Source organism: Heterorhizobium halophytocola, assembly GCF_017873095.1.
Taxonomy (GTDB): domain Bacteria; phylum Pseudomonadota; class Alphaproteobacteria; order Rhizobiales; family Rhizobiaceae; genus Allorhizobium; species Allorhizobium halophytocola.
In genome coordinates, this window is record NZ_JAGGJU010000002.1 from 328,769 (window position 1) to 353,327 (window position 24,559).

Below are 24,559 nucleotides of genomic sequence, written 5' to 3' on the forward strand. Positions count from 1 at the left end.
GTGCCGGTTCTTGCGTTGGCCTCGCATTGCGACGGAAAGACGATTTGCATGGAAAACGAGCGGATCGTCGTCGGGGACGATCACCCGGTATTCCGGGATGGATTGCGCCGGCTGGTGCAGCGCGTTGCGCCGGCGGCGGCGGTCACCGAAGCCGCCTGCATGGACGACGTCCTGGCGATTGCCAGAAGCGACATGCCGCCACGGATGTTCGTGCTCGATCTCTTGTTTCCCGGCCTTGAAATCCCCGTGTCGATCACCGGCCTTCGGGCCGAATTTCCGGACGCCCAGATTGTCGTGGTCTCGATGATGGACGACATGGAGGTGATCGAGGATGTCGTGCTGAAAGGCGCGGACGGCTTCATATCGAAGACCGTGTCGCCGGCCGAGATCGTCGCGGCACTGGAGGCCATCCGCAACGGCGAATTCGTGTTGAAGACCGAATCGAGCGGCGAGTTTCTGCCGGCGGTCAGTGGCGACGGGCCGGAACTGGCCCAACTCACCGCGCGCCAGATCGACGTGCTGAAGCTGATCGCCGAGGGAAAGTCGAACAAGGAAATCGCTAGAATCCTCGAAATCTCGCCCTATACCGTGCGCATCCATGTCTCGGCGCTGCTGCGCAGCCTGAAGGTCGGGTCGCGCGCGGCGGCGGCGGCAAAGGCCGTGGCCGCCGGGCTTTGAACCGGTCCCTTACTCGGTTTCGATGAAGACGATCGAGCGATCCGAGGATTCCAGCAAGGTATCGGCGATCGTGCCATAGGACAGGCGGTCGCCTTCGCGGCGACTGACCCCCATGACGATCAGGTTGAAGCCCTTGAGGCGCGCCCGCTTGAGGATGGAAAGTTCCGGGCTGCCGCTGCTCTGGACGATCTTCTCGATCTCGAGTTCGTAGAAGCCGGCGATCTCGTCGATCTTCTTGAAGGCCTCGCGGTGGACGTCGGTCACGTCACTGAGCCTCGGGCGCGAGCGGGCCGCCTGCGGCTCGGTGATGTAGAGCGCCGCGATCTCGCAATTGGCCGCCTTGGCGAGGACGGCGGCGAATTCGGCCGCCCGCGTCGAGCGTGTCGTGCCGGAGATCGGCACCAGGATCTTCAGCGCCTTGCCGTCCTTCGGCATGGTGCCGCGCGACGAGATGATCGCCGTGGTGCCGGCAAAGGCTGTCGACATTTCCGTCAGCCGCTTGTCGAAACCGCCGCCTCTGGCGGCCGTCGGTTCGACACCGGCAAACAGCAGGTCGTGGCCCTTTTCGGAATCCTCGCCGAGAAGGTCGATCAGCTTGCCTTCCTTCGAGCGCACCGTGACATGAATGTCGGCGGCCTTGACGTCCGCTTCGCCCTCGGCGTTCTCGACCACGCGGGTCGCCGCGCGGTTGACCGCTTCGACCATCTTGGCTGCGCGCTCATCGGATTTTTCGACCTGTTCCTCGTCTTCGGGATTACCGGTGACATCAAGGACCGAGATCGGCATCTTGCGCAGGGCGGCGAAATGGCCGGCGATGCGGGCGGCGAGGTCGCTGCTTTCGGACCGGTCGCCGGCCAGCAGGATGCGCTCGAAGCGCGACATGTAGCTCGTCTCCTCGAACTTTTCCCGTTCGAGCCGGCTCTTCTCGTCTTCGCGCATCGGCAGGCGCTTCAAGGCCCAGCGCAGGGTCGGCGGCATGGCCATGGTGGTGATCACCGCCATGGCGACGATCACCGAGAACAGTCGCTCGTCGAGCACGCCGACCGACAGGCCGATGGTGGCGACGATGACCTCGGTCGAGCCGCGGGCATTCATGCCGCAGCCGAGTGCCAGCGCCTCGGCGCGGGAATAGCCGCCGATCTTGGCGGCGGCAAAGGCGCCACCGAACTTGCCGAGGCTGGCGATCAGGATCACCACGCCGGCAAAGATCAGCGTCGGCATGTCGGAGAGCACGCTGAGATCGGTCTGCAGGCCGGTGAGGCCGAAGAATACCGGCATGAACAGGGCTGTGGTCAGTGCCCGCAGCTGCATGTCGATCTGTCGTGTCAGGATCGGCGATTCGCCGACCAGGATGCCGGCGACGAAGGCGCCGAGGACGGTGTGCACGCCGATCAGGTCGGTGATGATTGCCATGCCACCCATGATGGCGATGATGGCGCTCAGCACCGGCAGGTCGCTCTTGAACCGGTCATTGGTCCAGCGGATGATCTCGAAGACAATCCGCCGGCCGATGGTGAAGCTGAAGGCCATGAAGGCGAGCGTGCCGATGACGCTTCTGGCGAGCGTCGGCAGATCGACGGCACCCTTTTCAGCCAGGCTGAAGGTGACGGCGATGATCACCCAGCCGACGGTGTCGTCGATGATCGCCGAAGCGACGATCAACTGGCCGATATTGCGCCGCATGAAGTCCATCTCGCGCACCACCGACGCCACGATCTTGACCGAGGAGATGGAAAGCGCCGTGCCGAGAAACAGCGCGGTGACGAGCCGCTTGTCGGGGTCGGGGATATAGTCGGCCGGGATCAGTTCGCCGAGCGTGAAGCCGAGCGCGAAGGGAATGGCGATGCCGGTAAGCGAGACGCCGGCGGCAGCCCTGCGCAGGCGGATGGCGAGGCCGAGATCGGTTTCCATGCCGGCCAGCAGCAGGAGGAAGAGGATGCCGAGCTGGCCGACCGCATTGGTCATGCTCTTTTGCGCGACATCCGTCGGGAACAGGCTGAGCTGCATGTCGGGCCAGATCAGGCCGAATACCGATGGACCGAGCAGGATCCCGCCGATGATCTGTCCCATGATCGACGGCTGGCCGATGCGCACCATGGCCTCGCCAAGCAGCCGCCCGACGACGACGAGGATGATGACCTGGATGAGGAACAGCGCTTCGGACGGGCCCTCGGCCTTCGGCGCATTGGCGGCCAGGGCGGTGGAGGCAAGAATGAGCGGCAGGACCAGAAGCAGGGAAAGACGGAAAGACCAAGACTTCGCAATTTGCGGCATACTGCCGGCACTCCTATTTGGCTGCCCATAACGCACGGACGGGTCGCAGGTTTCCTGGCAGGCTTCCGGCGCTCCCAAGCTCCCTGGAGCCCGTCCGGTAAACATGCTCTCACCGGACGGGCTCTGGCTTTTTGTTCCTACGCATGTCCGGACGGAAAACCGCGACCACACGTTTCCTGGAAATGCTGTAGCAGGGCAGCCGAAGACCGAACAGTCAGCGCGATGCCATATTCGTCTCGCCCAGCAATTTTACCAGCCAGTCGACGAAGACGCGCACCTTGTTGCTGAGATGGCGGTTGGGCGGATAGACAATATAGAGCGGGATCGGCTCGGCGTCCCACGCGTGCAGGATCTCGACCAGTTCGCCGCGCTCCAGCGAGTCGATCACCATGAAGCGGGGCAGGAGCACGACACCGAGGCCGGTCGTCGCCGCCGTGACGAAGCTGCGGGCATCATTGACCGAGACGATGTAGCGGCTGTCGACGACGACCGTTTCGCCGTCGCGGTGAAACTCGAAGGGAATGGTCCGCCCGGTCTGCGCCATGAAGTAGCGCACGCAGTAATGGCCTTTTTCGAGGTCTGCGGGATGCTGCGGCGTGCCGAATTTTTCGAGATAGCGGGGCGCCGCGCAGGCGATCATGCCCATGTCGGCGACCCGCCGGGTGATCAGCGACTGGTTGGCCGGCGGCCCGCCACGCAGGGCGCAGTCGACATTCTCGGCAAGATAGTCGACCGGCCGATCGCCGACGCCGAGATCGATGCGGATGTCTGGATAGCGCTTGTAGAAGTCGATCAGCCGGGGAATGACGATCCAGTCGGCAAAGGCGCCGGCCATTTCCACCCTGAGACGTCCGGCGGGACTGCTCTGGGCATTGGAGAGGCTGCCATCGAGTTCGTCCACTTCGGAGACAATCTGGGCGGCGCGCTCGTAGTAGAGTGCGCCGTCGGTCGTCACCATGACCCTGCGGGTGGTACGGTTGAGAAGCTTGGTCTGCAAATGCGCTTCCAGCCCCTGGATGAGATTGGTGACGGTGGCCTTGGGCATGCGAAGGGCTTCGGCGGCGCGGGTGAAATTGCCGGTCTCGACGACTCGCAAGAAGGCTCGCATGGCAGATAGCTGATCCATAGGTCCGATCCTGTCAGTATGCAGTGCAGCATTGTTCGAAATTTGGAATAGTGTGATCGTAATTAGCCAACTTGTTCCTGATTGCGAATAACAATAGATTATCAACAGAAATGCAAGAGACGGCGTCGTGGCATTCCGGAAAAGCGAATGCTTGCTGACAGAAATTGGCAGCACGATCTGCCAAAGCTGCCTTGCCCAATTATTTTTTTGCCGCGGGGCTTTACCTCAGCCATGGTTGAGGTTCTAGGGTCCACGCCGCAAGGAGACTGATCGACATGCGCGCACCCCGTTATCTTCCAGGCCCGGTCCTGTTCTTTTTCGGCCTGGTTCTTCCGGTCCTCTGGGTGAAGTGATCCTGAGACCGTGACCGTGCTGATCAAGGACATGACGCTGGACAAGCTGGCCATCGGGCCGGTTTCGGCCCGCATCTATCAGGGTGAGGAATACGGCAAGGGCCCGCCGGTCCTGCTCTATTTCCACGGCGGCGCCTTTCTGAAGACGGGACTTCAGGACAGTGCCGTTGCCGAATGTCTGGCCGGTACCGGGGCGATCGTCGTGGTGCCGGACTATAATTCGCCGCTGGGCTGCGCTTTCCCGAAGCCCCTGGAAGTCGGGTTTGCGCTGTTCTCCTACTTCGCCAAGAAGCGGGCGGGGTTCGGCGATCGAAAATCGCTTCTGCTTGTCGGCGGTGAGGAATCGGGTGGCAATGTCGCGACCGCCATCGCATTGAAGGCCCGCGACTATCTGGCCGACGAACTCGACGGCCAGGTGCTGATGTCGCCGCTGCTCGATCCCTTCATGGGGCAGCCGTCGATGCAGAAGGCCGACGGTATCGGCATGCGTGAGCACTGGGCTGCCGGCTGGAGTGAATATCTGAGCGCGGGTGTCTGTCATCCCTATGCCGCGCCCAGCATGTGTTCGCGGCTGAACGGTGTTGCCGCGGCGCTGACCATATCCGCAGCGGACGATCCGCTGCTCGACGAGACACAGGTCTATGCCAAGAAGCTGGAAGCGGCCGGTGTCAACGTCCACTGCAAGATCCTGCCCGAAGGCTTGGGCTGGACATCGATTTACGGCGGGCAGGACTGCCGGCAAGGTTGCTGGAAGGACCCGGTCCGCAAGGAGTTCAACGATTTCGTAACGGATGTCCGCACGCAGCGGTGTGAATTGAAGACCAAGTGATTATGCGCGCCCCGCCAGGCGCATAAGGAGAGATAGCCATGAATACGCGTATGAAGCGCTGGGCCCTTGTGGGCACCGGCCTGGGCCTTGCTGCGTCCATTTCCGCCGCCGCCCTGTTTTTCGAACTGCCGATGAGCGCACCCGCAACGGCTGCGGATGCGCAGGCCGCCCCGCAGGCGGTGCCGGTCACGGTTGCGGTTGCCAAGAGCCACGACGTCACCACCTGGGAAGAATTCTCCGGTCGTCTGGAAGCCATCGACCGGGTGCAGATCCGCTCGCGCGTCGCCGGTGCGATCCAGTCCGTGGACTTTCGCGAAGGTGCGCTGGTAAAGGCCGGCGACCTGCTGTTTACCATCGATCCGGCGCCTTACGAGGCAGCCGTAAGTCAGGCGCAGGGCCAGGTGGCGTCTGCCGAAGCCAAGATGGGGCTTGCCCGCACGGAACTCGAGCGCGGTCGCAGGCTCTCGGAAAACCGCACGATTTCGCAGAGCGAACTCGATACCCGCCAGAATGCGCTCGCCGAGGCCGAGGCCAATCTGCGCACGGCCGAGGCCGGACTGAAGTCGGCCGAGCTGGAGCTTGGCTATACCAAGGTCAAGGCGCCGGTCGCCGGTCGCGTCGGCCGCATCGAGATCACCGTCGGCAATCTCGTGGCTGCCGGTTCGGCGGCCCCCGCCTTGACCACGCTCGTCTCGATCGATCCGATCTATGCGAGCTTCAGCGCCAGCGAGGAACTGGTCAGCCAGGCGCTCGCCCAGCTGCCCTCGGCCTCCGGCGAACTGCCTGCTCTGGGGGAAATCCCGGTCGAGATCGGCACGCTCGCCGATGAAGGGACGCCGCTCAAGGGCAAGCTGCAGCTGATCGACAACCAGGTGGATGCCGCAAGCGGCACCATCGGGGTGCGCGCCGTGTTCGACAACCCCGAAGGGCGGCTGATCCCCGGCCAGTTCGTGCGCATCCGCATGGGTCAGCCGAAGCCTGTCAACCACATGCTCGTCAGCGATCGTGCAATCGGCACCGACCAGGACAAGAAGTTCGTCTACGTCGTCGACAAGGACAACAAGGTGAGCTACCGCCCGGTGACGCTGGGTGCATCCGTCGACGGCGGCCGGATCATCGAGGACGGCCTGTCCGACGGCGAAACCATCGTGGTCAACGGCCTGCAGCGGATCCGCCCCGGTGTCGTCGTCCAGCCGCAGATGGAAGACAGCGTGGCGGCCGTCAACTAAGTCCCCGCCAGATCTGCCGCGGGCGACCCGCCACGCCCGCGGTCATCCATTCAGAGAAGCTTGCCAGCCGGATGTCCCCGTGACCGCCGGGCAGGCTTCCTACGTCCCGAATATCTCCCGGAGAGGGGTTTCGAAATGAATATTTCCCGCTTTTTCGTCGACCGGCCGGTCTTTGCCGGCGTGTTGTCGATCCTCATCGTCGTCGCCGGCCTGATCGGCATGCGCTCCCTGCCGATCTCGGAATATCCCGATGTTGTCCCGCCGTCGATCGTCGTGCGCGCCACCTATCCCGGCGCCAATCCGCGCGTCATCGCCGAGACCGTCGCCACACCGCTCGAAGAGCAGATCAACGGCGTTGAAGGCATGCTCTACATGTCTAGCCAGGCGACCTCCGACGGCGTGATGACGCTGACGGTCACCTTCAAGCTCGGCACCGACCCCGATCAGGCCCAGCAGCTGGTGCAGAACCGCGTGTCGCAGGCCGAACCGCGTCTGCCCGAGGAGGTGAAAAGCCTCGGCGTCACCACGGTCAAGAGCTCGCCCGACCTGATGATGGTGGTCAACTTGCTGTCGCCCGACAACCGCTACGACACCACGTATCTGCGCAATTACGCGGTGCTCAACATCAAGGATCAGCTCGCCCGCATCCAGGGTGTCGGCCAGGTCCAGGTCTTCGGCTCCGGCGACTATTCCATGCGCGTGTGGATCGATCCGCAAAAGGCCGCCGAGCATAATCTGGCAGCCAGCGACATCACCAATGCCATTCGCCAGCAGAACGTCCAGGCAGCCGCCGGCACGATCGGCGCCTCGCCGAGTGTTCCGGGCATCGACATGCAGCTGAACGTCAACGCACAAGGCCGCCTGCAGACGCCCGAGCAGTTCGGCAACATCATCGTCAAATCCGGCGACAACGGCCAGGTGACGCGTCTGCGCGATGTCGCGCGCGTCGAGCTCGGTGCGTCGGACTATTCGCTGCGCTCGCTGCTGGACGGCAAGTCCGCCGTCGCCATTCCCGTCTTCCAGGCTCCCGGCTCGAATGCCATTGCCATCTCCGACGAGGTCAACAAGACCATGGACGAGCTGCAGCTGGCGATGCCGGACGGGGTGAAATACGAGATCGTCTACGACACCACCAAATTCGTCCGCTCGTCAATCGAGAAGGTCGTCGATACGCTGCTGGAAGCGATCGGGCTCGTGGTCATCGTCGTGATTCTCTTCCTGCAGACCTGGCGCGCCTCGATCATTCCGCTGATCGCGGTTCCCGTATCGATCATCGGCACCTTTGCGGTGATGTATGTCTTCGGCTTCTCGATCAACGCGCTCAGCCTGTTCGGCCTGGTGCTGGCGATCGGCATCGTGGTCGATGACGCGATCGTGGTGGTCGAAAACGTCGAGCGCAATATCGAGAACGGACTCAGTCCGCGCAGGGCGACCTATCAGGCCATGTCGGAAGTGTCCGGCCCGATCATCGCGATCGCGCTGGTGCTGGTCGCGGTGTTCGTGCCGCTGGCCTTCATCACCGGCCTTTCGGGCCAGTTCTACCGGCAGTTCGCGCTGACCATCGCGATTTCCACCGTGATCTCGGCGATCAACTCGCTGACCTTGTCGCCGGCGCTTGCAGCCCTTCTGCTCAAGGGCCATGGTGCCAAGAAGGATTGGCTGACACGGGCCATGGATGCGGTCTTCGGCTGGTTCTTCCGTGGCTTCAACCGGGCCTTCGGTGCGGGCTCGAACGCCTATGGCCGCGGCGTCGGTGGACTGCTGTCGCGCAAGAGCATCGTCATGGTCATCTATCTGGCACTGGCCGGTGCGACCTATGCGATGTTCAACGCGGTGCCCGGCGGCTTCGTGCCGGCCCAGGACAAGCAGTATCTTGTCGGCTTCGCCCAGTTGCCGGACGGCGCCACGCTCGACCGTACCGAAGACGTGATCAAGCGGATGAGCGACATCATGATGGAGCAGCCGGGCGTTTCCCACGCGATCGCCTTCCCCGGCCTGTCGATCAACGGCTTCACCAATTCGTCGAATGCCGGCATCGTCTTTGCCGTGCTCGACGACTTCGACAAGCGCAAGACGCCCGATCTTTCGGGCGGGGCGGTCGCCATGCAGCTGAACCAGAAGTTCGGCGCGATCCAGGATGCCTTTATCGCGATGTTCCCGCCGCCGCCCGTGCAGGGTCTCGGCACGACCGGCGGTTTCAAGCTGCAGCTCGAGGACAGGGCCGGCCTCGGCTACAAGACGCTCGACGATGCGACCAAGGCCTTCCTCGCCAAGGCATATCAGACGCCGGAACTGGCCGGCATCTACACGAGCTACCAGATCAACGTGCCGCAGCTCTATGCCGATCTCGACCGCACCAAGGCCGAGCAGCTCGGGGTCTCGGTCACCGACGTCTTCGAGACGCTGCAGATCTATCTCGGCTCGCTTTACGTCAACGACTTCAACGCGTTTGGCCGCACCTACAGTGTGCGGGCCCAGGCGGATGCGAAGTTTCGTGCCCGGGCCGACGATATCGGCCAGCTGAAGGTCCGTTCGACCAGCGGCCAGATGATCCCGCTTTCGGCGCTGCTGAAGGTCGATGCGACAACCGGGCCGGAGCGCACCAACCGCTATAACGGCTTCCTGTCGGCCGACATCAATGGCGGTCCGGCTCCGGGCTTCTCGTCCGGTCAGGCGCAGGCTGCCGTCGAAAAGCTTGCCGAAGAGACCCTTCCGGCCGGCATCGGCTATGAATGGACGGATCTGACCTATCAGCAGATCCTGGCCGGCAGCTCCGGCGTGCTGATGTTCCCGCTGGCGCTGCTGCTCGTCTATCTCGTGCTGGCCGCGCAGTATGAAAGCCTGTTGCTGCCGTTTGCGATCATCATGATCGTCCCGATGGGGGTGCTGGCCGCATTGACCGGCGTCTGGCTGACCGGCGGTGACAACAACATCTTCACCCAGATCGGTCTGGTGGTGCTGGTGGGGCTGTCGGCGAAGAACGCGATCCTGATCGTCGAATTCGCCCGCGAACTCGAGTTCGAAGGACGCACGCCATTCGAAGCGGCGATCGAGGCGAGCCGCCTTCGCCTGCGCCCGATCCTGATGACCTCCATGGCCTTCATCATGGGCGTCGTGCCGCTGGTGGTCTCGACCGGGGCCGGTGCGGAAATGCGCTCGGCCATGGGCATCGCGGTGTTCTCGGGCATGATCGGCGTCACCTTCTTCGGCATCTTCATGACCCCGGTCTTCTATGTGCTCGTGCGCCGGCTCGGCGGCAATCGCCCGCTGGTCCAGCACAAGGAGGTGGACGGCGAAGAGGCAAAGGCACCGGTCGCCAATGTCAACCAGGCCGATCTGAACGATGAGGAGCTCAACGAGGCGGATGTCGCCTTCCGGGCCCTCGAATACGGAGCGCATCGCTAAGCGATCAGCCTCCACCCCGTGCGCGCTGCGGTTCCCCCAGGCAGCGCGCACGGCCTTCAAGTCGTCACAACCCTTGTGCCTCGCATGGGCAAATTCATCTGGCCGCGCTTGCCCTCTTTGCCCTGACGACATGGCTTGCGGTAATCTGGAAGCTGCATGAAGCCGGAATGCGCCGTGTCTCAGCAAGTCCACGCCCCATCCCCTTCGCAGCCGATCGCGTGGGCGATCTGGCGAGGCTCTGTAGAGCGCTGTTGTTCCACATTAATATAGTATACTGATTATTTTCAAATAATCATGAATTCTTAATTTCCCCGAACTAATACTGCCTCTGAATGAAATGAACTCATCTGGACTGAGGCAGCCTTGGCACGGGAAATAATGCGGTCGATGTCACGCGGTGCTGCTCATGCGGGACTACGGTGGTATCGCTCGATATACGGCAAGATATCCCTCTTTCTGTTTTGCGGGATCGTCGTCGCCTACGGGTTGGGGGCCCTGGCGGGTTGGACGCTTGTCGAGCGCAGTCTGACCGACAGCTGGATGCGTCAGGCCCGGCTGAATGCCCAGGTTGCCAGCTTCACCATCCGCAGCATCTATACCGATATTGCCATTACCGCAGACCAGACCGGCCAGGTGACGGGAATCGTCAGCGAAAGCCCGATCGGCGACGATGACTCCGTGCTCGCGACCGGTTTCAATCCGGCAGACGTTCTGGCGCTTGCCGCCAACCAGACGAAGAACCCGGTCTGGCTGTTCGCTCCGGCGGAAGATGACGCCCGTTCGACGGAAAGGCGGATTGTCAGCATCGCGAGCTCGAACGGGACCAACGATCATCTCAGGATCGTCTTTCCCGACAACATGCCGTCGTCGAAATTCTATGTCGGACTGGCGCAGATCGGCGATCAGCAGCATTTCATCGCCTCTCTGCCGGTGAAAACCGGCTCCGGGCGATTGCTTGGCCTGCTGGTCAGCAGTATCGGCACCGCCGATGAGATCTTTTCGCAGAAGGACCAGGTCATCACGCGGTCGTTGCTGGTGCTGGCCGCCGTTCTGATGGTGATCGGCTTCATCGTGACCATCGGCATGCGCAAATTCTTCGGCCCGGTTCCGGTGCTGATCAGCATGCTCAAGCGGATTGCGGCAGATGATACGGGCCGGGTAACGCCCTACCAGCATCGCAGGGACGAAATCGGCGACCTGGCGCAGGCGATCGAGACCCTTCGCGAAGCCGTCGTCGAGCGCGAAAACCTGCGGGAAGTCCGGCAGGTGGCCCGCGAGATGGAGCATCTGGCACATCACGATTCGCTGACCGGCCTGCCCAACCGGGCCTTGTTCAACCTGAAACTAGAACAGGCGCAGGCCAAGCTGAAGGCTTCCGGCGCCCGCTTCAACATCATGCTGATCGATCTCGATCGCTTCAAGGCGGTCAACGATCGGCTCGGTCATGCCGTCGGGGACGAGCTGCTGAATGCCGTCACCGCCCGCCTGTCGCTGGTGCTCGACAGCCATGACACGCTTGCCCGTTTCGGCGGCGATGAATTCGCGCTTCTGCAGCCGGTCAAGCGAAACCCGATGCTCGAGGCCAGCCGTCTGGCCGGCCTGATCGTCGAGAGCCTCTCCGCGCCCTTTGCCATCGGCGGCAATTCGGTCGATATCGGCGCAAGTGTCGGCGTTGCCTGCGCCCCCCTGCATGGCGCCGACCTCAGCGAATTGATGAAGCATGCCGACGTTGCACTCTATGGGGCCAAGGCGGCCGGCAGGGGCCGGTTCCGGCTCTACCGCGAAGGCATGGTGATGGCGGACACCAATCCCTATGCCCTGATGAAGGACCTGGAAGGGGCGATCGGCGGCGGACAGTTCGAGCTTCACTACCAGCCGATCTTCAGCCTGACCGACGATAGGCAGACGGGCTACGAGGCGCTTTTGCGCTGGAAACATCCCGAACGCGGCATGATCCCGCCCGATCATTTCATTCCGCTTGCCGAAGAATGCGGCCAGATCCTCGAACTTGGAAAATGGGTGATCGAGCGCGCCTGCCGCGATGCAGCCACCATGGAGCCTGCATTGTCGGTCGCGATCAACGTCTCGCCGCTGCAGCTGAAAAGCATGGAGATCGTCGATGTCCTGCGCCGGTCGCTCGAAAGACACGGGCTCGAGCCGAAGCGGATCGAGATCGAGATTACCGAAACCGCCGGCATTTCCTCGGCCGAAGTCATCGCCGTGCTGAAGGCGATGCGCAAGCTCGGCCTGTCGATCTCGGTCGACGATTTCGGCACGGGCTATTCGTCGCTCAGCTATCTCACCATGCTGCCGGTCAACAAGCTGAAGATCGATCGCAGCTTCGTGCACGATCTCGAGAACCGTCATGAGTGTCGCGCTCTGATCGCTGGCATCGTGCACACGGCCACCAGCCTCAACCTGAAGACCGTGGCCGAGGGCGTCGAGGACGAGGTGCAGTTGAACCTGCTCAAGATGTGCGGATGTAATTTCGCGCAAGGCTATCATCTGGGTAAACCCAGGCCGTTGTCGGCCAATGCCGGGATCAGGCACCTGTCGAAGGCAGGCTGACCGGGTCGCGGCGAGGGGACATGCGAGAGGTATGATTATGAGACATCGGAATGCCCTGATCACCACCGTCGCCCGGTCGGCACCGCGTCCGGCCTTCGGGCTCGCCCTATCGCTTCTCGGCCTGGTGACCGGTGCAGCCGTCGCCGGTGCAGCCGAAGACAGTCCGACGCTCGACAAGATCGCCAGCACCGGGACCGTCTCCATCGGCTACCGCATGGATGCCTCGCCGTTTTCCTATGTCGATGGGGCCGGCCACGTGATCGGCTATACCACCGACCTCTGCCGCCGCGTCATCGACAAGATCGGCGAACGCCTCGGCCTCGATCACATCGATGTCGTGGAGGTCCCCTCGACCGCCGCGACGCGCTTCGTGCTGGTCAAGAGCGGCAAGGTGGACCTGGAATGCACGACCACCACGAATACCGCGCAGCGGCGCGAGCAGGTGGCGTTCTCCTACCCGGATTTCACCACCGCCACCCGCTTCGTCTCGCGCAAGAGCGACAACCTTGACACGATCGCCAGTCTCAGCGGCAAGAGCGTTTCGTCGACCACGGGCACGGTCAATATCGGCCAGCTCAATGCCAAGAACCTCGCGGAAAACCTCAACCTTTCGGTCATGCTGGCCAAGAGCCATGCGGAGGGTTTCGGCATGGTGGCCGAAAACCGTGCCTCCGCCTTCGTCATGGACGGCATCCTGCTTGCCGACCTCGTGGCGTCCTCGGACCATCCGGAAGACTTCACCATCTCCAACGAAGCCTTCGGCCCGGTCGAACCCTACGGAATCCTGATGCGCAAGGACGATCCGGTGTTCAAGGACACGGTCAATGCCGCGTTGAAGGAGATCTATACCAGCGGCGAGATCCACACGATCTATGCCAAGTGGTTCCTCTCACCGATCCCGCCCGATGGCCGCAATCTGAACCTGCCCGAGACGCCCGATCTAGCGGCCGCCTTCGCCAATCCGCAGGAATACTCCGAATAGGCGGTCGAACATGTCGACACATACAGAATTTCTCCGTCGTCTTCCGATGCTCGTCCTCTCGGCGGCATTTGCCGGCTGGCTTTGCCTTGCGGGCAGCGTGTCGGCGGCAGGCGGCATGGGCACGCTGGAGCGGATCCGCCAGGCCCATGAGATCCGCATCGGCTACAGCGATCACACCCCGCCATTCTCCTACCAGTTGCCCGATGGCCGGATCGTCGGTTATTCGATCGACATCTGCAACCGGATCGCCGAAAGCCTGAAGACGCGTCTGGGTTTGCAGGATCTGTCGGTCCGATATGTGGCGCGCACGGCAAGCAACCGCGTTCAGCTCCTGCGCGACGGTGCGATGGATATCGAGTGCAATGCCAGCACGGCCACCGCCGAGCGGCAGAAAAGCGTCCATTTCGCGCTCAGCCATTTCTTCGTCGGCACCCGCTATGTGGCGCTCGCCAAGAACGATTTTCACACGCTTGCCGATCTGAAGGGGCGCAGTGTCAGCGTCCTGGCCGGCTCCACCAACGTGTCGCAGATCGCCAAGGTCAACCGGTCGATGAAGCTCAATCTCAGCCTCGTCGTAGCAGACAGCCTGCAGGAGGCCTTCGACATGGTGACGACCGACCGTGTGGCCGCCTTCCCGATGGACGACGTGCTGTTGAAGACGATGATCGCTGGCTCGACCGAGCCGTCGCTTTACGACCTGTCGACCGACATGGTGAGTGCGCCAGAGCCTTACGGCTTCATGATCCGGCGCGACGATCAACCCTTCGAGGATGCGGTGGACGACGCCTTGCGCAACCTCTATGGCAGCCCGCAGATCGCCAGCCTCTATGCCAAATGGTTTCTCGAGCCCTTGCCCGGCAGCGGGGTCAATCTGGACCTGCCGATGAGCGATGCGCTGACGACCTGGTTCGCCGGCTTCCGCTGAAGGCCCGCTCCCCGCACGCCGATCCGTGGCCCCGGCTTCTGCCTCCAACCCTGTGGACAACCGGAGGGTTGTAAGGCAACCGATGTTTGCCCTGATCCTTTTTTACACACTTTTCATTCATGCCCAGCGTGTATTTCGGGCCATTAAATATTTATTAACCATAATTAATAAACTATGCACTATCGAGCCCCTCATTCTGCGTTGCGGCTTTGATTCGCCTTTTTGTTCAACTGTGTTTGGCCTTCATCGTGCCGGGAGCATCACGCTCAGTGTTGAAAAACGCATCCGTCCTGCTGCTCTGCCTTGCTATCTCGGCGTGTACGAGCACTTCCGGCGTCCGTCACTCGAACGGACCCGAACTGGTCGAAAACACGGAGGCTTTCATCATGCCGCCGCCTGGAGGACCCGCCATGGTTGGAGTGGTCGAGCGACAATACAGCAATGGCGTGGATCAGACGGTTTCGCTTGCCACGGCCTCGTCCGTCCCGGGTGACAACTACCTGAAGGTGCGTTTTGTCGGCGGCGGTGGTCCCGACGGTGCGCCAACGCTCGGTTTCCAGCGGTTCACGGAGACAGGCATGTCGCGCGAAATGGCAAGAGCCGCTCCGGGCGTGGCCATGAGGCGCGCATCGACCTTCCTGCAGAATGCCTATGGGCCGTTTTCCTACGCCTCCGGCCGCAGCAGGGGTGGCGACACCTGCATCTATGCCTGGCAGCAGATCCGCTCGCGCTCCGGTGGCATCGGCCGCGATCTCGGCATGATCCAGGTGCGCGCCCGGCTTTGCGACACCGATGCCAGCGAACGCGAACTGCTGAACGTGATGTACGGCTTTACCATCACCGGCAGTTTCGGCGGCAAGATCTGGAATCCCTATGGCCTGCCCTCGGCGGTGGACACGTCGATCGGGGCGGTCGGCAAGCCCGTCTATCCCGACGCGCCGAAGACGGTTGCGATCTCCTACGGCCACCGCACGCCAGCGCCGGTGCGCGTCCGCGTCGTCTCCGCGCCGAAGCCTCGGGCGACGGCTGCCAAGGCGGATGCGGCGGTGATCACCGGGCCGCGCGTGCCTCTTCCCGGGTCGGCGGGCGCCCCGTCTGCCGCCTCCGCGGGCGGCGAGGATGCCGGCGGTCAGACGCCGCCGCAGGCGACGGTCACCGTGCCATCACCGGCCTGCATGGGCGCCAACGCAAAGACGCCGGCCTGTAATTGACCGTCCTGGACGGCCGGCGTGGAACTGAACGGAATGCAGGGACCGGATCCGCGGCATGAGGCTTGCGGACCCTCCCGAAGGACAACTGGATGCAAATGTTTCGTAGCATCACCCTGTGGGCGTTGATTGCCATTTTGATGATCGGCGTGATCGCTCTGCCGGTCAATCTGCAGACGCAGCTCGTCTGCAGTCTGTCGGTGGTCATTTTCATGGCGGTGATCAAGCTTCTGGACGCCGGTGGCCGGTGGCGGCTGGTGGCGCTTGCCTTCGGCACATCGATCGTGCTGCGCTATGTCTACTGGCGCACCACCGAGACCCTGCCGCCGCTTAATCAGCCGGCGAACTTCATCCCCGGCCTGCTGCTCTATATGGCGGAAATGTACAGCGTCGTGATGCTGGCGCTCAGCCTGTTCATCGTCGCCATGCCGCTCGGCTCGCGCCGGCTGCCGAAGATCGACGGCAAGCGCTTTCCGACCGTCGACGTCTTCATCCCGACCTATAACGAGGACGCCGTCCTGCTGTCGAACACGCTGGCGGCGGCAAAGGCGATGGACTATCCGCGCGACAAGGTGGAGGTCTGGCTGCTCGACGACGGGTCGACCCTGCAGAAACGCAATTCGGCAAACCCGATCGAGGCGGAGCGGGCGGAAACGCGGATGCGCGAATTGCAGGCGCTTTGCGAGACGCTGGGCGTGCGTTACTTGACACGCGAACGCAACGAGTCCGCAAAGGCCGGCAATCTCAACAACGGCATGGCGCATTCCACCGGCGAACTGATCGCCGTCTTCGATGCCGACCATGCGCCAGCGCATGACTTCCTCGAGAGCACGGTCGGCTATTTCGACGAGGACCCGAAGCTCTTCCTTGTGCAGACCCCGCATTTCTTCATGAACCCGGATCCGCTGGAGCGCAATCTCAAGACCTTCGAGACCATGCCCGGCGAAAACGAAATGTTCTACGGCATCATCCAGCGCGGGCTCGACAAGTGGAACGCCTCGTTTTTCTGCGGATCGGCCGCCGTGCTCAGCCGCCGGGCGCTCGATACCACCAAGGGCTTCAACGGCATCAGCATCACCGAGGATTGCGAGACCGCGCTGGCGCTGCATAGCCAGGGCTGGAACAGCGTCTATGTCGACAAGCCGCTGATTGCCGGGCTGCAGCCGGCGACCTTTGCCAGCTTCATCGGCCAGCGCAGCCGCTGGGCCCAGGGCATGATGCAGATCCTGCGCTTCCGCTTCCCGTTGTTCAAGTGTGGTCTCTCCCTGCCGCAGCGTCTCTGTTACATGTCGTCGACGCTGTTCTGGCTGTTTCCCTTCGCCCGGACGATCTTTCTCTTCGCGCCGCTGTTCTACCTGCTGTTCGACCTGGAGATCTTCACGGCGTCGGGCGGTGAGTTTCTGGGCTATACGCTCGCCTACATGCTGGTGAACCTGATGATGCAGAACTACCTCTATGGTTCGTTCCGCTGGCCGTGGATTTCCGAGCTCTACGAATATGCCCAGACCGTGCATCTGTTGCCGGCGGTCATCTCGGTGCTGCTCAACCCGACGAAGCCGACCTTCAAGGTGACGGCCAAGGACGAATCCGTTTCGGTCAGCCGGCTGTCGGAAATCAGCCGGCCATTCTTCGTCATCTTCGCCACGCTGTTGTTTGCCACTTTCGTTGCGATCTACAAGGTCTATGCCGAGCCCTACAAGGCGGATGTGACGCTGGTCGTCGGCGGCTGGAACCTGCTGAACCTGATCATGGCGGGCTGCGCACTGGGCGTCGTCTCCGAGCGCGGCGAGAAGGCGTCCTCACGGCGGTTCAAGACGCAGCGCCGCTGCGAGATCGCGAACGGCGAGACCTGGTATCCGGCGGCGATCCAGGACGTTTCCGTCGGAGGCTCGCAGATCCACGTGTTCGGCCGCGATCTGCCGAATTTCCAGATCGGCGTCCCCGGTTCCATCCGCTTCCGTCTGCACAACAGCGACGAGACGGTGGTGCTGCCCACCATGGTGCGGCGGGCCGAGCGCCAGGGCGAGATCACCGAAGTCGGCATCCAGTACAAGCCGGCGACCCCGCTCGACCATCGCGGCATTGCCGACCTGATCTTCGCCAATTCCGACCAGTGGCAAAGCTTCCAGCGCGGGCGCCGACGCAATCCGGGGCTGCTGCGCGGCACGGCCTGGTTCCTCGGCCTGGCGCTGTTCCAGACCAGTCGCGGCCTCGTCTACTTCTTCCGCAGCTTTCGCAGAAAGGCGGCGGCATGAAACCTCTGCGCCTTCCAATCGCGATGGCTCTGGCGATCTTCACGCTGCTGGCCCAGCAGGCGTTCGCCCAGCCGGCACCCTTCGACATGTCGCCGGAAAAGCCGGCGGACGCAGCCGACATGCCAGACCTCGTGCTGCCGCCGGGCACGCCCGGCGATGCGCAGCAGGTGCCGCGCCCGCCGGTGGCGGCAAAGGCCTACAGACGCTTCGTCATCCCCGACAAGGACCTCGTGCTTTCGGGTGAATATGACCGCCGGAGCTGGAGCGTCTACCTGACCGAAGGCGAGGCGCAGGTGCCGGCCACGCTGTCGTTCAGCTATCAGAACGCCGTCGTCGTGGCGCCCGAGGCTTCGCATCTGAACGTCGTGGTCAATGGCCGCGTGCTCAGCGAAGAACCGATCGCCTCGTCCGATGGCCAGCGCGACATGTCGCTGAAGATCCCGGCGGGCCTGCTGCAGGCGGGCGCCAATGTCCTCGAGTTCGGCGTCTCGCAACGCCATCGCACCGACTGCGATGTCGATTCCACCTATGAGCTGTGGACGCGCATAGACCCGAAACGCACCTTTCTGGAATTTGCCGGCGACCCGGTGAAGCCGACCGCGATCGGCGATGCGGTGAGTGCGATCGGGGTCGACGACACCGGCAAGACGACATTCGACTTCCTGATGCCGGCGCTCGGGCAATCGGGGGCGGCCCCGGCGATCATGCGTCTCGCCCAGGGACTGTCGCTGTTGTCCGGCATGCCCAACCAGAATTACGTTTTTTCGGCCACCGAAATGCCCAAGCTCGGTCCCGGCCGGCTTGGCGTCGTGATCGGGACGGCGGCAGAACTGCGCCCCATGTTCCCGAACCTGCCGCAGACGGCCGACGTGACGCCGGTCGCCCTCCTGCAGCCGGCGGCGCAGGGGACGGGCACCGAACTCGTGGTTACCGGGCCGACCTGGCCCTCGATCATGACCGTGATCGACACGATGGTGGCGTCCACCGACAGGCCCAACGATGTGCGGCGCGATTCCATCAGCACCCAGCGCTGGAGCGCGCCGGATGCCCCGCTGCTGTTCGGCGGCGAACAGATCCCGCTGGCGCGCCTCGGCGTCCGGACGCTCGAATTCAATGGCCGGCGTCTGCGCACCGGCTTCAAGATTGCCGTGCCCTCCGACTTCTACGCCAATTCCTACGGCGAGGCGGTGCTGCTGCTGGATGCCGCCTTTACCGCAGAGGTCGAACCGGGCAGCCATATCGACGTCTATGTCAACGACAACATCGCCACCACCCAGCCGATCACCTCGGCCTATGGCAGCATCTTCCGTCATCTGCCGGTGAAGATCCCGCTGCGCCATATCCGGCCGGGGGTGAACACGATCTCGCTGCAGGTGGTGCTGCAAACGCAGGCCGACAGGGTCTGCACGCCCGGCTCGAACGGAACCGGAAAGCGGCGCTTTGCGCTGTTCGATACGTCAGAGCTGAAAATGCCGGTGTTCGCGCGGATCGGCCATGTGCCGGACCTGAGCGCGCTTGCCGGTACCGGCTATCCCTATAGCCGACGCTCCGAGGCGCTGATCCTGTCGCTCGACCGCTATGACGGCGACACGATCGGTGCGGCGGCCACCCTTCTGGCGCGACTGGCGCTGGTTGCCGGCCAGATCATCGAGGTCGACACGGCGACATCGCCGACCGCGATCGGCGAGCGCAATGCGCTGTTCGTCGGCGCCCTGTCGCAAATGCCGCCGAACATGCTGGGTCAGCTGAAGGTCTCGCCGGCCAGCGCCTCCGACTGGCGGCCCGACGCACCGCTCGACCGCGAGGCGGCGGATACGCCGGGAACCGTCGAGGAATGGCGCTCCCAGGTTCGGGGCAGTGCCTTTCGGGATCAGCTGGGCCTTGCCCAGGACTGGGTATCGCGCAATTTCGACATCTCGTTGGACAGCCTGCATCTGCTGCCGCAGGCCGATCCGGAGTTCAAGCCGCGGCGGGACCAGAGCCTGTTGCTGGCCCAGGGCGACAGCCCCGGCGGCACGGCGGTGTGGACGGCGGCCATTGCCCCGACATCGCTCGACCTGCGAGATGGCACAGCCGCTTTGACGGGGCAGGAAAACTGGCAGAAGATCGCCGGCAGGCTCACGACGTTTTCGACCAAGACGGGCCAGATGACCTCCGTCGAGTCCAACAGTCCGAGCTTCCGGCAGACGGCCGGGCCGTCGCTCGGCAATTACCGCCTGATCGCCGCCAACTGGTTGTCGAACAATATCCTCGCCTACGCGCTGATCTTCATCGGTCTGTCCTTCCTGCTCGGCGTCGTCACCTTCTCGATGCTGTCCCGGCTGGGGAGGCGGCAATGAGGGCCGCATGGCGCAGCGCAATCACGGGCCTGGCGCTGACCCTCACCGCTTCGGCATCTTCGGCGGCCGGACCCTCGGTGACGGCCGCGGAATGGGAGACCTACAAGCAACGCTTCGTCGATCCGTCCGGCCGGGTGATCGACAATGCCAATGGCAATATCAGCCATAGCGAAGGGCAGGGCTACGGCATGCTCTTGGCCTATCTGGCGGCGCGGCCGGACGATTTCAGCGGAATCTGGGATTTCACCCGTTCCGAACTGTTGCTGCGGGACGACGGCCTTGCCATGTGGAAATGGGACCCGAGCGCCCATCCGCACATCACCGACCGCAACAACGCCACCGATGGCGACATCCTGATCGCCTATGCGCTGGCGCTTGGCGGGGCGGCCTGGCAGCGCGAGGACTATCTGCGCGATGCGGCAAAGATCGCCAAGGGCGTTCTCGGCCGCGCGGTGGCCGATGTCGGCGGCCATGTCGTCTTGCTGCCCGGTGCCCGGGGGTTCCGGGCCAAGGATCGCGAGGACGGGCCGGTGGTCAATCCTTCCTACTGGGTGTTCGAGGCGCTGCCGATCCTGAAACTGCTTGCACCATCCGAGATCTGGGACGCGCTTGCCAAGGATGGCCTGTCGCTGCTGCGTGCGGCACAGTTCGGTCCGGCACGTCTGCCGTCCGAATGGATCAGCCTGAGGGAGGAACCGCATCCGGCAGAGGGCTTCGACCGGCAGTTCTCCTATAATGCCGTGCGCATTCCGCTCTATCTGCTGCGCGGCGGCATTGTCGACAAGCCTTTGCTGGAACGGCTTTCCAAGGGCATGACCGGGCCCGACGGCAAGGTGTCGGTCATCGACATCACAAGCGGCCGGCCGGTGGAGCCGTTGCCGGAGGCGGGCTACCAGATCATCAATCCGATCCTTGCCTGCGTCTTCGGCGGAACGCCGCTGCCGCGCGAGGTCACCGAGTTCAGCCCCGCGCACTATTATCCTGCGACCCTGCAATTGCTGGGACTGTCTTTTGTCAGGGAGAACCACCCCGAATGTCTGTGAATCTCTCCCTGGTGGTCGCTGTCGCGACGCTGAGCGCGCTGAGCCTCGGCGCGGGCGCGGTGGCGCAGGAGCGCGCCGCCACGACCGCCTCGACGCCCGATCGCGCCGATCCGCTGGATCTGAACGCGGTCGCGGAACAGATCCGCAAGGCTCGTCCCGAGCCGGCTGACGCCGGTCAACCGCTACCCGCGCCACGCCCGGACGGGACGGTTGCCCAGAACCAGACACCGCCTGCAAGCGGCGGCGCGCCGGACGCGGCGACGCAGGACAAGAAGCCCGAGCCGGATCTCAGCGCGCTGCGCTATTTCGCCCAGCGCGGCGATACCGTGCGCCTGAATGCCGAAATCGCCCGCCTGCGGTCTCTTTATCCCGACTGGACGCCGCCGAAGGATCCGCTTGCCATCGAACCTGGCAATGACCAGCAGCTCGATGCGATGTGGAAACTCTATTCGGAAGGCAAGCTTGCCGAATTGCGTCGGGCGATCGCCGATCGGCAGGCGGCCGAGGCCGGCTGGAAGCCGCCCGCGGATCTGCTGGAGCGGCTGGCTGTGGCCGAGACCCGGCGGCGCCTCGTCAACGCGTCGGACCTGGAACAATATGATACTGTCATCCGCCTTGCCGCCGTGACGCCGAGCCTGCTCAATTGCGCCGATGTCGACGTGCTATGGCGTGTCGCCGCGGCCTTCGCCAAGTCCGACCGCATGCCCCGTGCGGTCGATGCCTACGGGTATGTGCTGAAGAACTGCACCGATCCGCAGCAGCGGGTCGCGACCATCCAGAAGGCGGCGGCGGACCTCACCTATCAGGACATGCAGACATTGCTGGCACTAGAAAAGCCGGCAGAGGGCGGTGCGCACGAGTTCGACGGCGTGCGCGACGACCTGGCCCGTCGTTTCGTCGCCGATGCGACCGCAAGTCCGGATCTCACCATCGCGCCGGCCTATCTGCAAAGGCTGCGCAGCACGGCCCAGTCCCAGAACCTTGCCTCCGACAGTCTGCTGCTCGGATGGTATTACCTGCGCCGCAAGGACATGACCGAGGCAGAGAGCTGGTTCCGCGCCTCCCGGGCCAGCGAAGACAGCGCCTCGGCCTCACAGGGGCTGGCACTGACGCTGATCGCGCGCAACGCCTCGGCGGAAGCCGAAGAGGTCATGCTGCGCTGGCGCGCCGAGACGGAAGATGCGACGGCCACCTATCTTGCCGCCACCGCCAACATGATTGCCGGCGATCCGCCGCCCGCCATGGCGGAGACGGTGTTGCAGCGGGTCGCAAGCTTCGTCGTCGAGAAGCGTTATGTCCCCACGGCCCAGCAGCTCGGCTGGTATGCCCGCGCCTTCAACCAGCCGCAGACCGCGGCCCAGTGGTTCCGCACGGCGCTGCAATGGAAGCCGGACGACGAGCCTTCGGCCTATGGCCTGGCGATCACCCTGCAGCAGCTGGACGACAAGGCCGGCGTGTCCGCGATCCAGACGGCCTGGGCCGGCCGCTCGGCCCGGATCGCCAATCTCGGTCTCGCGAGCCTGCCGGACAATCGGCGCGACGCTGTCCAGCGTCCGTCGGCAAGCGGCGGCCAGACGCAGACCCAAGCCGCGAACCAGCCGCAAACTCGGCCGCAGCCGCGCACGGTTGTCAGCACCGCGCGTGCAGCACCTGCCCGCCCGTCTGGCCGGCGGTTTTCCTGCAACGGCTCGTCGAGTGTCGCCGGCCTGACGCCCGCCCAGGCGCTGGCCACCGGCTGGTGCATGATGAACCTCAACCGGCCGCTGGAGGCGGCGAAGGCATTCGAGGCAGCACTTGCCGGCAACGATACCCGCACGCGCGAGGATGCAGCCTATGGCCAGAGCCTTGCCTATCTGCGGCTTGGCCTCACCAACAAGGCGGCGGTCGCGGCCGCCAAGGCACCGCAGGGGTCGAACCGGACATCGGAACTGCAGACGGCGATTCTGGCCAATCGCGCGGTGTCGGCCTTCGATACCAAGCATTACCGCCAGGCGATCGTCTATCTCGACCAGCGGGCGATGCTGGCAGCCGAACCGGCCGACCTGATGGTGCTGCGCGGCTATGCGCTGATGAATCTGGGCATGCTGGGAGATGCCAAGCGGCTGTTCGAGGCCGTGGCCGAGACAGGCAACCGCGACGCGATGCGCGCCGTTGTGGAGATCCGCGAACGGCTGAAGCAGCCGCAATAGAGGCATCTGCACCCATCAATACGGCGACTTTAATGTAACATTAACTAAAATACTCTGGACGGGATATGCGCATCGTGTTACCCCTAAAAATATAGGGTTAACCAAAAATTGAGTCGCATCGACATGCAATCGCTCGAAAGCCTATTCCCCCTGCTCGTTTCAGCCCTCGCGATCTATCTCTTCTTTCGCTGGGTCGTCCGCGACATGAACGGCTCGTCCAACGAATAGTCAGCCCGTTCGAAGCCTCCGCCCGTCAGGGCTTTCCGCCCATTTTCAGGCGCGACGTCGAAGTCGCCCGTTCTCGCCTCGAAGGCATTCCGGTCCTCCTTTATCCCTATAGCGAGACGGTGATACCGCCATCGACATAGAGCACGTGGCCGTTGACGAAGGTCGAGGCGGCGGAGGCCAGGAAGATGCAGGCGCCGACGAGTTCGTCGACCTGGCCCCATCGCCCGGCAGGCGTGCGTTTCTCAAGCCAGCTGTTGAATTCCGGATCGGCGACCAGGGCGGCATTCAGTGGCGTTTCGAAATAGCCTGGCGCGATCGCATTGCACTGCAGGCCGTGCTTCGCCCAGTCTGTCGCCATGCCCTTGGTGAGGTTGGCGACGGCGCCCTTGGTGGCCGTATAGGGCGCGATCCCCGGCCGCGCCAGCGCCGACTGGACGCTGGCAATATTGATGATCTTGCCGGCGCCGCGGCCGATCATGTGGCGGGCGACGGCCTGGCCGACATTGAAGACCGAGGAGATGTTGGTGCGCAGCAGGCGCTCGAAGGCGTCGGCCGGAAATTCCTCCAGCGGGCTTCGATGCTGCATGCCGGCATTGTTGACGAGAATGTCGATTGCGCCATGCGCGGCCTCGAAACCGTCGATCGCCGCGCGCGCGGCTGCGTGATCGGTGACGTCGAAGGCGAGTGCGTGGCGGGCGTCAAGTTCCACCCTCGCCGTTTCCAGTCTTGCTGCGTCGCGACCGTTCAGCACGATCTCGGCGCCGGCCGCCTTCAACCCACCTGCCAGGGCATGGCCGATCCCTTGCGACGATCCGGTAATCAGCGCCCGTTTTCCTGTCAGGTCGAAAAGTTGAATGCTCATGGTCCCTCCCGTTGACGCCCGGCCTCCTGGCGACGGCATGTCGCTTTGCAGCAACCGGACATCGCT

Annotated in this window: 14 protein-coding genes and 1 pseudogene; 12 read left to right on the top strand and 3 right to left on the bottom strand. The window is 63.6% G+C overall.

Annotation, left to right across the window (positions count from 1 at the left end):
- Positions 1 to 48 precede the first annotated feature (48 nt).
- Positions 49 to 678 (top strand): LuxR C-terminal-related transcriptional regulator, encoded by a 630-nt coding sequence (locus J2Z17_RS04750; protein WP_209942685.1) that lies wholly within the window; start codon positions 49 to 51, stop codon positions 676 to 678.
- A gap of 9 nt (positions 679 to 687) precedes the next feature.
- On the opposite strand, the gene J2Z17_RS04755 is transcribed toward J2Z17_RS04750, so the two are convergent.
- The gene (locus tag J2Z17_RS04755) at positions 688 to 2,952 is read right to left on the bottom strand and encodes a cation:proton antiporter domain-containing protein (protein WP_209942687.1); all 2,265 of its coding nucleotides are present in this window, start codon (positions 2,950 to 2,952) and stop codon (positions 688 to 690) included.
- A 214-nt stretch (positions 2,953 to 3,166) separates the two neighbouring features.
- Positions 3,167 to 4,078: a LysR family transcriptional regulator gene (locus J2Z17_RS04760; RefSeq protein ID WP_209942689.1), complete on the bottom strand. Its 912-nt coding sequence runs from the start codon at positions 4,076 to 4,078 to the stop codon at positions 3,167 to 3,169.
- Positions 4,079 to 4,441: 363 nt separating this feature from the next.
- Here J2Z17_RS04760 and J2Z17_RS04765 point away from each other — a divergent pair, with 363 nt between their 5' ends.
- From J2Z17_RS04765 to J2Z17_RS04815, 11 genes and pseudogenes are all read left to right on the top strand, one after another.
- The gene (locus tag J2Z17_RS04765; RefSeq protein ID WP_209942691.1) at positions 4,442 to 5,260 is read left to right on the top strand and encodes an alpha/beta hydrolase fold domain-containing protein; all 819 of its coding nucleotides are present in this window, start codon (positions 4,442 to 4,444) and stop codon (positions 5,258 to 5,260) included.
- A gap of 38 nt (positions 5,261 to 5,298) precedes the next feature.
- Positions 5,299 to 6,489: an efflux RND transporter periplasmic adaptor subunit gene (locus J2Z17_RS04770; protein ID WP_209942693.1), complete on the top strand. Its 1,191-nt coding sequence runs from the start codon at positions 5,299 to 5,301 to the stop codon at positions 6,487 to 6,489.
- 135 nt (positions 6,490 to 6,624) lie between these two features.
- Positions 6,625 to 9,765: pseudogene (locus J2Z17_RS04775) on the top strand (efflux RND transporter permease subunit); the annotation flags it as partial.
- Positions 9,766 to 10,281: 516 nt separating this feature from the next.
- A complete protein-coding gene (locus tag J2Z17_RS04780) occupies positions 10,282 to 12,462 on the top strand; it encodes an EAL domain-containing protein (RefSeq protein ID WP_209942695.1) in 2,181 nt (726 codons plus the stop codon).
- 37 nt (positions 12,463 to 12,499) lie between these two features.
- Positions 12,500 to 13,444: an amino acid ABC transporter substrate-binding protein gene (locus J2Z17_RS04785; protein WP_209942697.1), complete on the top strand. Its 945-nt coding sequence runs from the start codon at positions 12,500 to 12,502 to the stop codon at positions 13,442 to 13,444.
- 10 nt (positions 13,445 to 13,454) lie between these two features.
- Positions 13,455 to 14,369: an amino acid ABC transporter substrate-binding protein gene (locus J2Z17_RS04790; protein WP_209942699.1), complete on the top strand. Its 915-nt coding sequence runs from the start codon at positions 13,455 to 13,457 to the stop codon at positions 14,367 to 14,369.
- 269 nt (positions 14,370 to 14,638) lie between these two features.
- Positions 14,639 to 15,580, top strand: a complete 942-nt coding sequence (gene bcsN / locus J2Z17_RS04795) for a cellulose biosynthesis protein BcsN (RefSeq protein WP_342454369.1) — start codon at positions 14,639 to 14,641, stop codon at positions 15,578 to 15,580.
- An 89-nt stretch (positions 15,581 to 15,669) separates the two neighbouring features.
- The gene (bcsA, locus tag J2Z17_RS04800; protein ID WP_209942702.1) at positions 15,670 to 17,832 is read left to right on the top strand and encodes a UDP-forming cellulose synthase catalytic subunit; all 2,163 of its coding nucleotides are present in this window, start codon (positions 15,670 to 15,672) and stop codon (positions 17,830 to 17,832) included.
- Positions 17,829 to 20,171, top strand: a complete 2,343-nt coding sequence (locus tag J2Z17_RS04805) for a cellulose biosynthesis cyclic di-GMP-binding regulatory protein BcsB (RefSeq protein WP_342454370.1) — start codon at positions 17,829 to 17,831, stop codon at positions 20,169 to 20,171. Before bcsA ends, J2Z17_RS04805 begins: the two co-directional genes overlap by 4 nt.
- Complete coding sequence (locus J2Z17_RS04810; protein WP_209942704.1) at positions 20,168 to 21,214, top strand: family 8 glycosyl hydrolase; 1,047 nt, start codon at positions 20,168 to 20,170, stop codon at positions 21,212 to 21,214. Before J2Z17_RS04805 ends, J2Z17_RS04810 begins: the two co-directional genes overlap by 4 nt.
- On the top strand, positions 21,205 to 23,403 hold the full coding sequence (locus J2Z17_RS04815) for a cellulose synthase (RefSeq protein ID WP_209942707.1): 2,199 nt from the start codon (positions 21,205 to 21,207) through the stop codon (positions 23,401 to 23,403). Before J2Z17_RS04810 ends, J2Z17_RS04815 begins: the two co-directional genes overlap by 10 nt.
- Before the next feature lie 334 nt (positions 23,404 to 23,737).
- Here the strand turns inward: J2Z17_RS04815 and J2Z17_RS04820 are convergent, their stop codons facing one another.
- Positions 23,738 to 24,493, bottom strand: coding sequence for an SDR family oxidoreductase (locus J2Z17_RS04820; protein ID WP_209942709.1), 756 nt, complete (start codon positions 24,491 to 24,493; stop codon positions 23,738 to 23,740).
- Between the last annotated feature and the right edge of the window lie 66 nt (positions 24,494 to 24,559).

Excerpts from the sequence above, each read along its gene's own strand:
- J2Z17_RS04750 (WP_209942685.1), top strand. The coding sequence starts at position 49 with ATGGAAAACGAGCGGATCGTCGTCGGGGACGATCACCCGGTATTCCGG.
- J2Z17_RS04755 (WP_209942687.1), bottom strand. The coding sequence starts at position 2,952 with ATGCCGCAAATTGCGAAGTCTTGGTCTTTCCGTCTTTCCCTGCTTCTG.
- J2Z17_RS04760 (WP_209942689.1), bottom strand. The coding sequence starts at position 4,078 with ATGGATCAGCTATCTGCCATGCGAGCCTTCTTGCGAGTCGTCGAGACC.
- J2Z17_RS04770 (WP_209942693.1), top strand. The coding sequence starts at position 5,299 with ATGAATACGCGTATGAAGCGCTGGGCCCTTGTGGGCACCGGCCTGGGC.
- J2Z17_RS04780 (WP_209942695.1), top strand. The coding sequence starts at position 10,282 with ATGTCACGCGGTGCTGCTCATGCGGGACTACGGTGGTATCGCTCGATA.
- J2Z17_RS04785 (WP_209942697.1), top strand. The coding sequence starts at position 12,500 with ATGAGACATCGGAATGCCCTGATCACCACCGTCGCCCGGTCGGCACCG.
- J2Z17_RS04790 (WP_209942699.1), top strand. The coding sequence starts at position 13,455 with ATGTCGACACATACAGAATTTCTCCGTCGTCTTCCGATGCTCGTCCTC.
- bcsA (WP_209942702.1), top strand. The coding sequence starts at position 15,670 with ATGCAAATGTTTCGTAGCATCACCCTGTGGGCGTTGATTGCCATTTTG.
- J2Z17_RS04805 (WP_342454370.1), top strand. The coding sequence starts at position 17,829 with ATGAAACCTCTGCGCCTTCCAATCGCGATGGCTCTGGCGATCTTCACG.
- J2Z17_RS04810 (WP_209942704.1), top strand. The coding sequence starts at position 20,168 with ATGAGGGCCGCATGGCGCAGCGCAATCACGGGCCTGGCGCTGACCCTC.
- J2Z17_RS04815 (WP_209942707.1), top strand. The coding sequence starts at position 21,205 with ATGTCTGTGAATCTCTCCCTGGTGGTCGCTGTCGCGACGCTGAGCGCG.
- J2Z17_RS04820 (WP_209942709.1), bottom strand. The coding sequence starts at position 24,493 with ATGAGCATTCAACTTTTCGACCTGACAGGAAAACGGGCGCTGATTACC.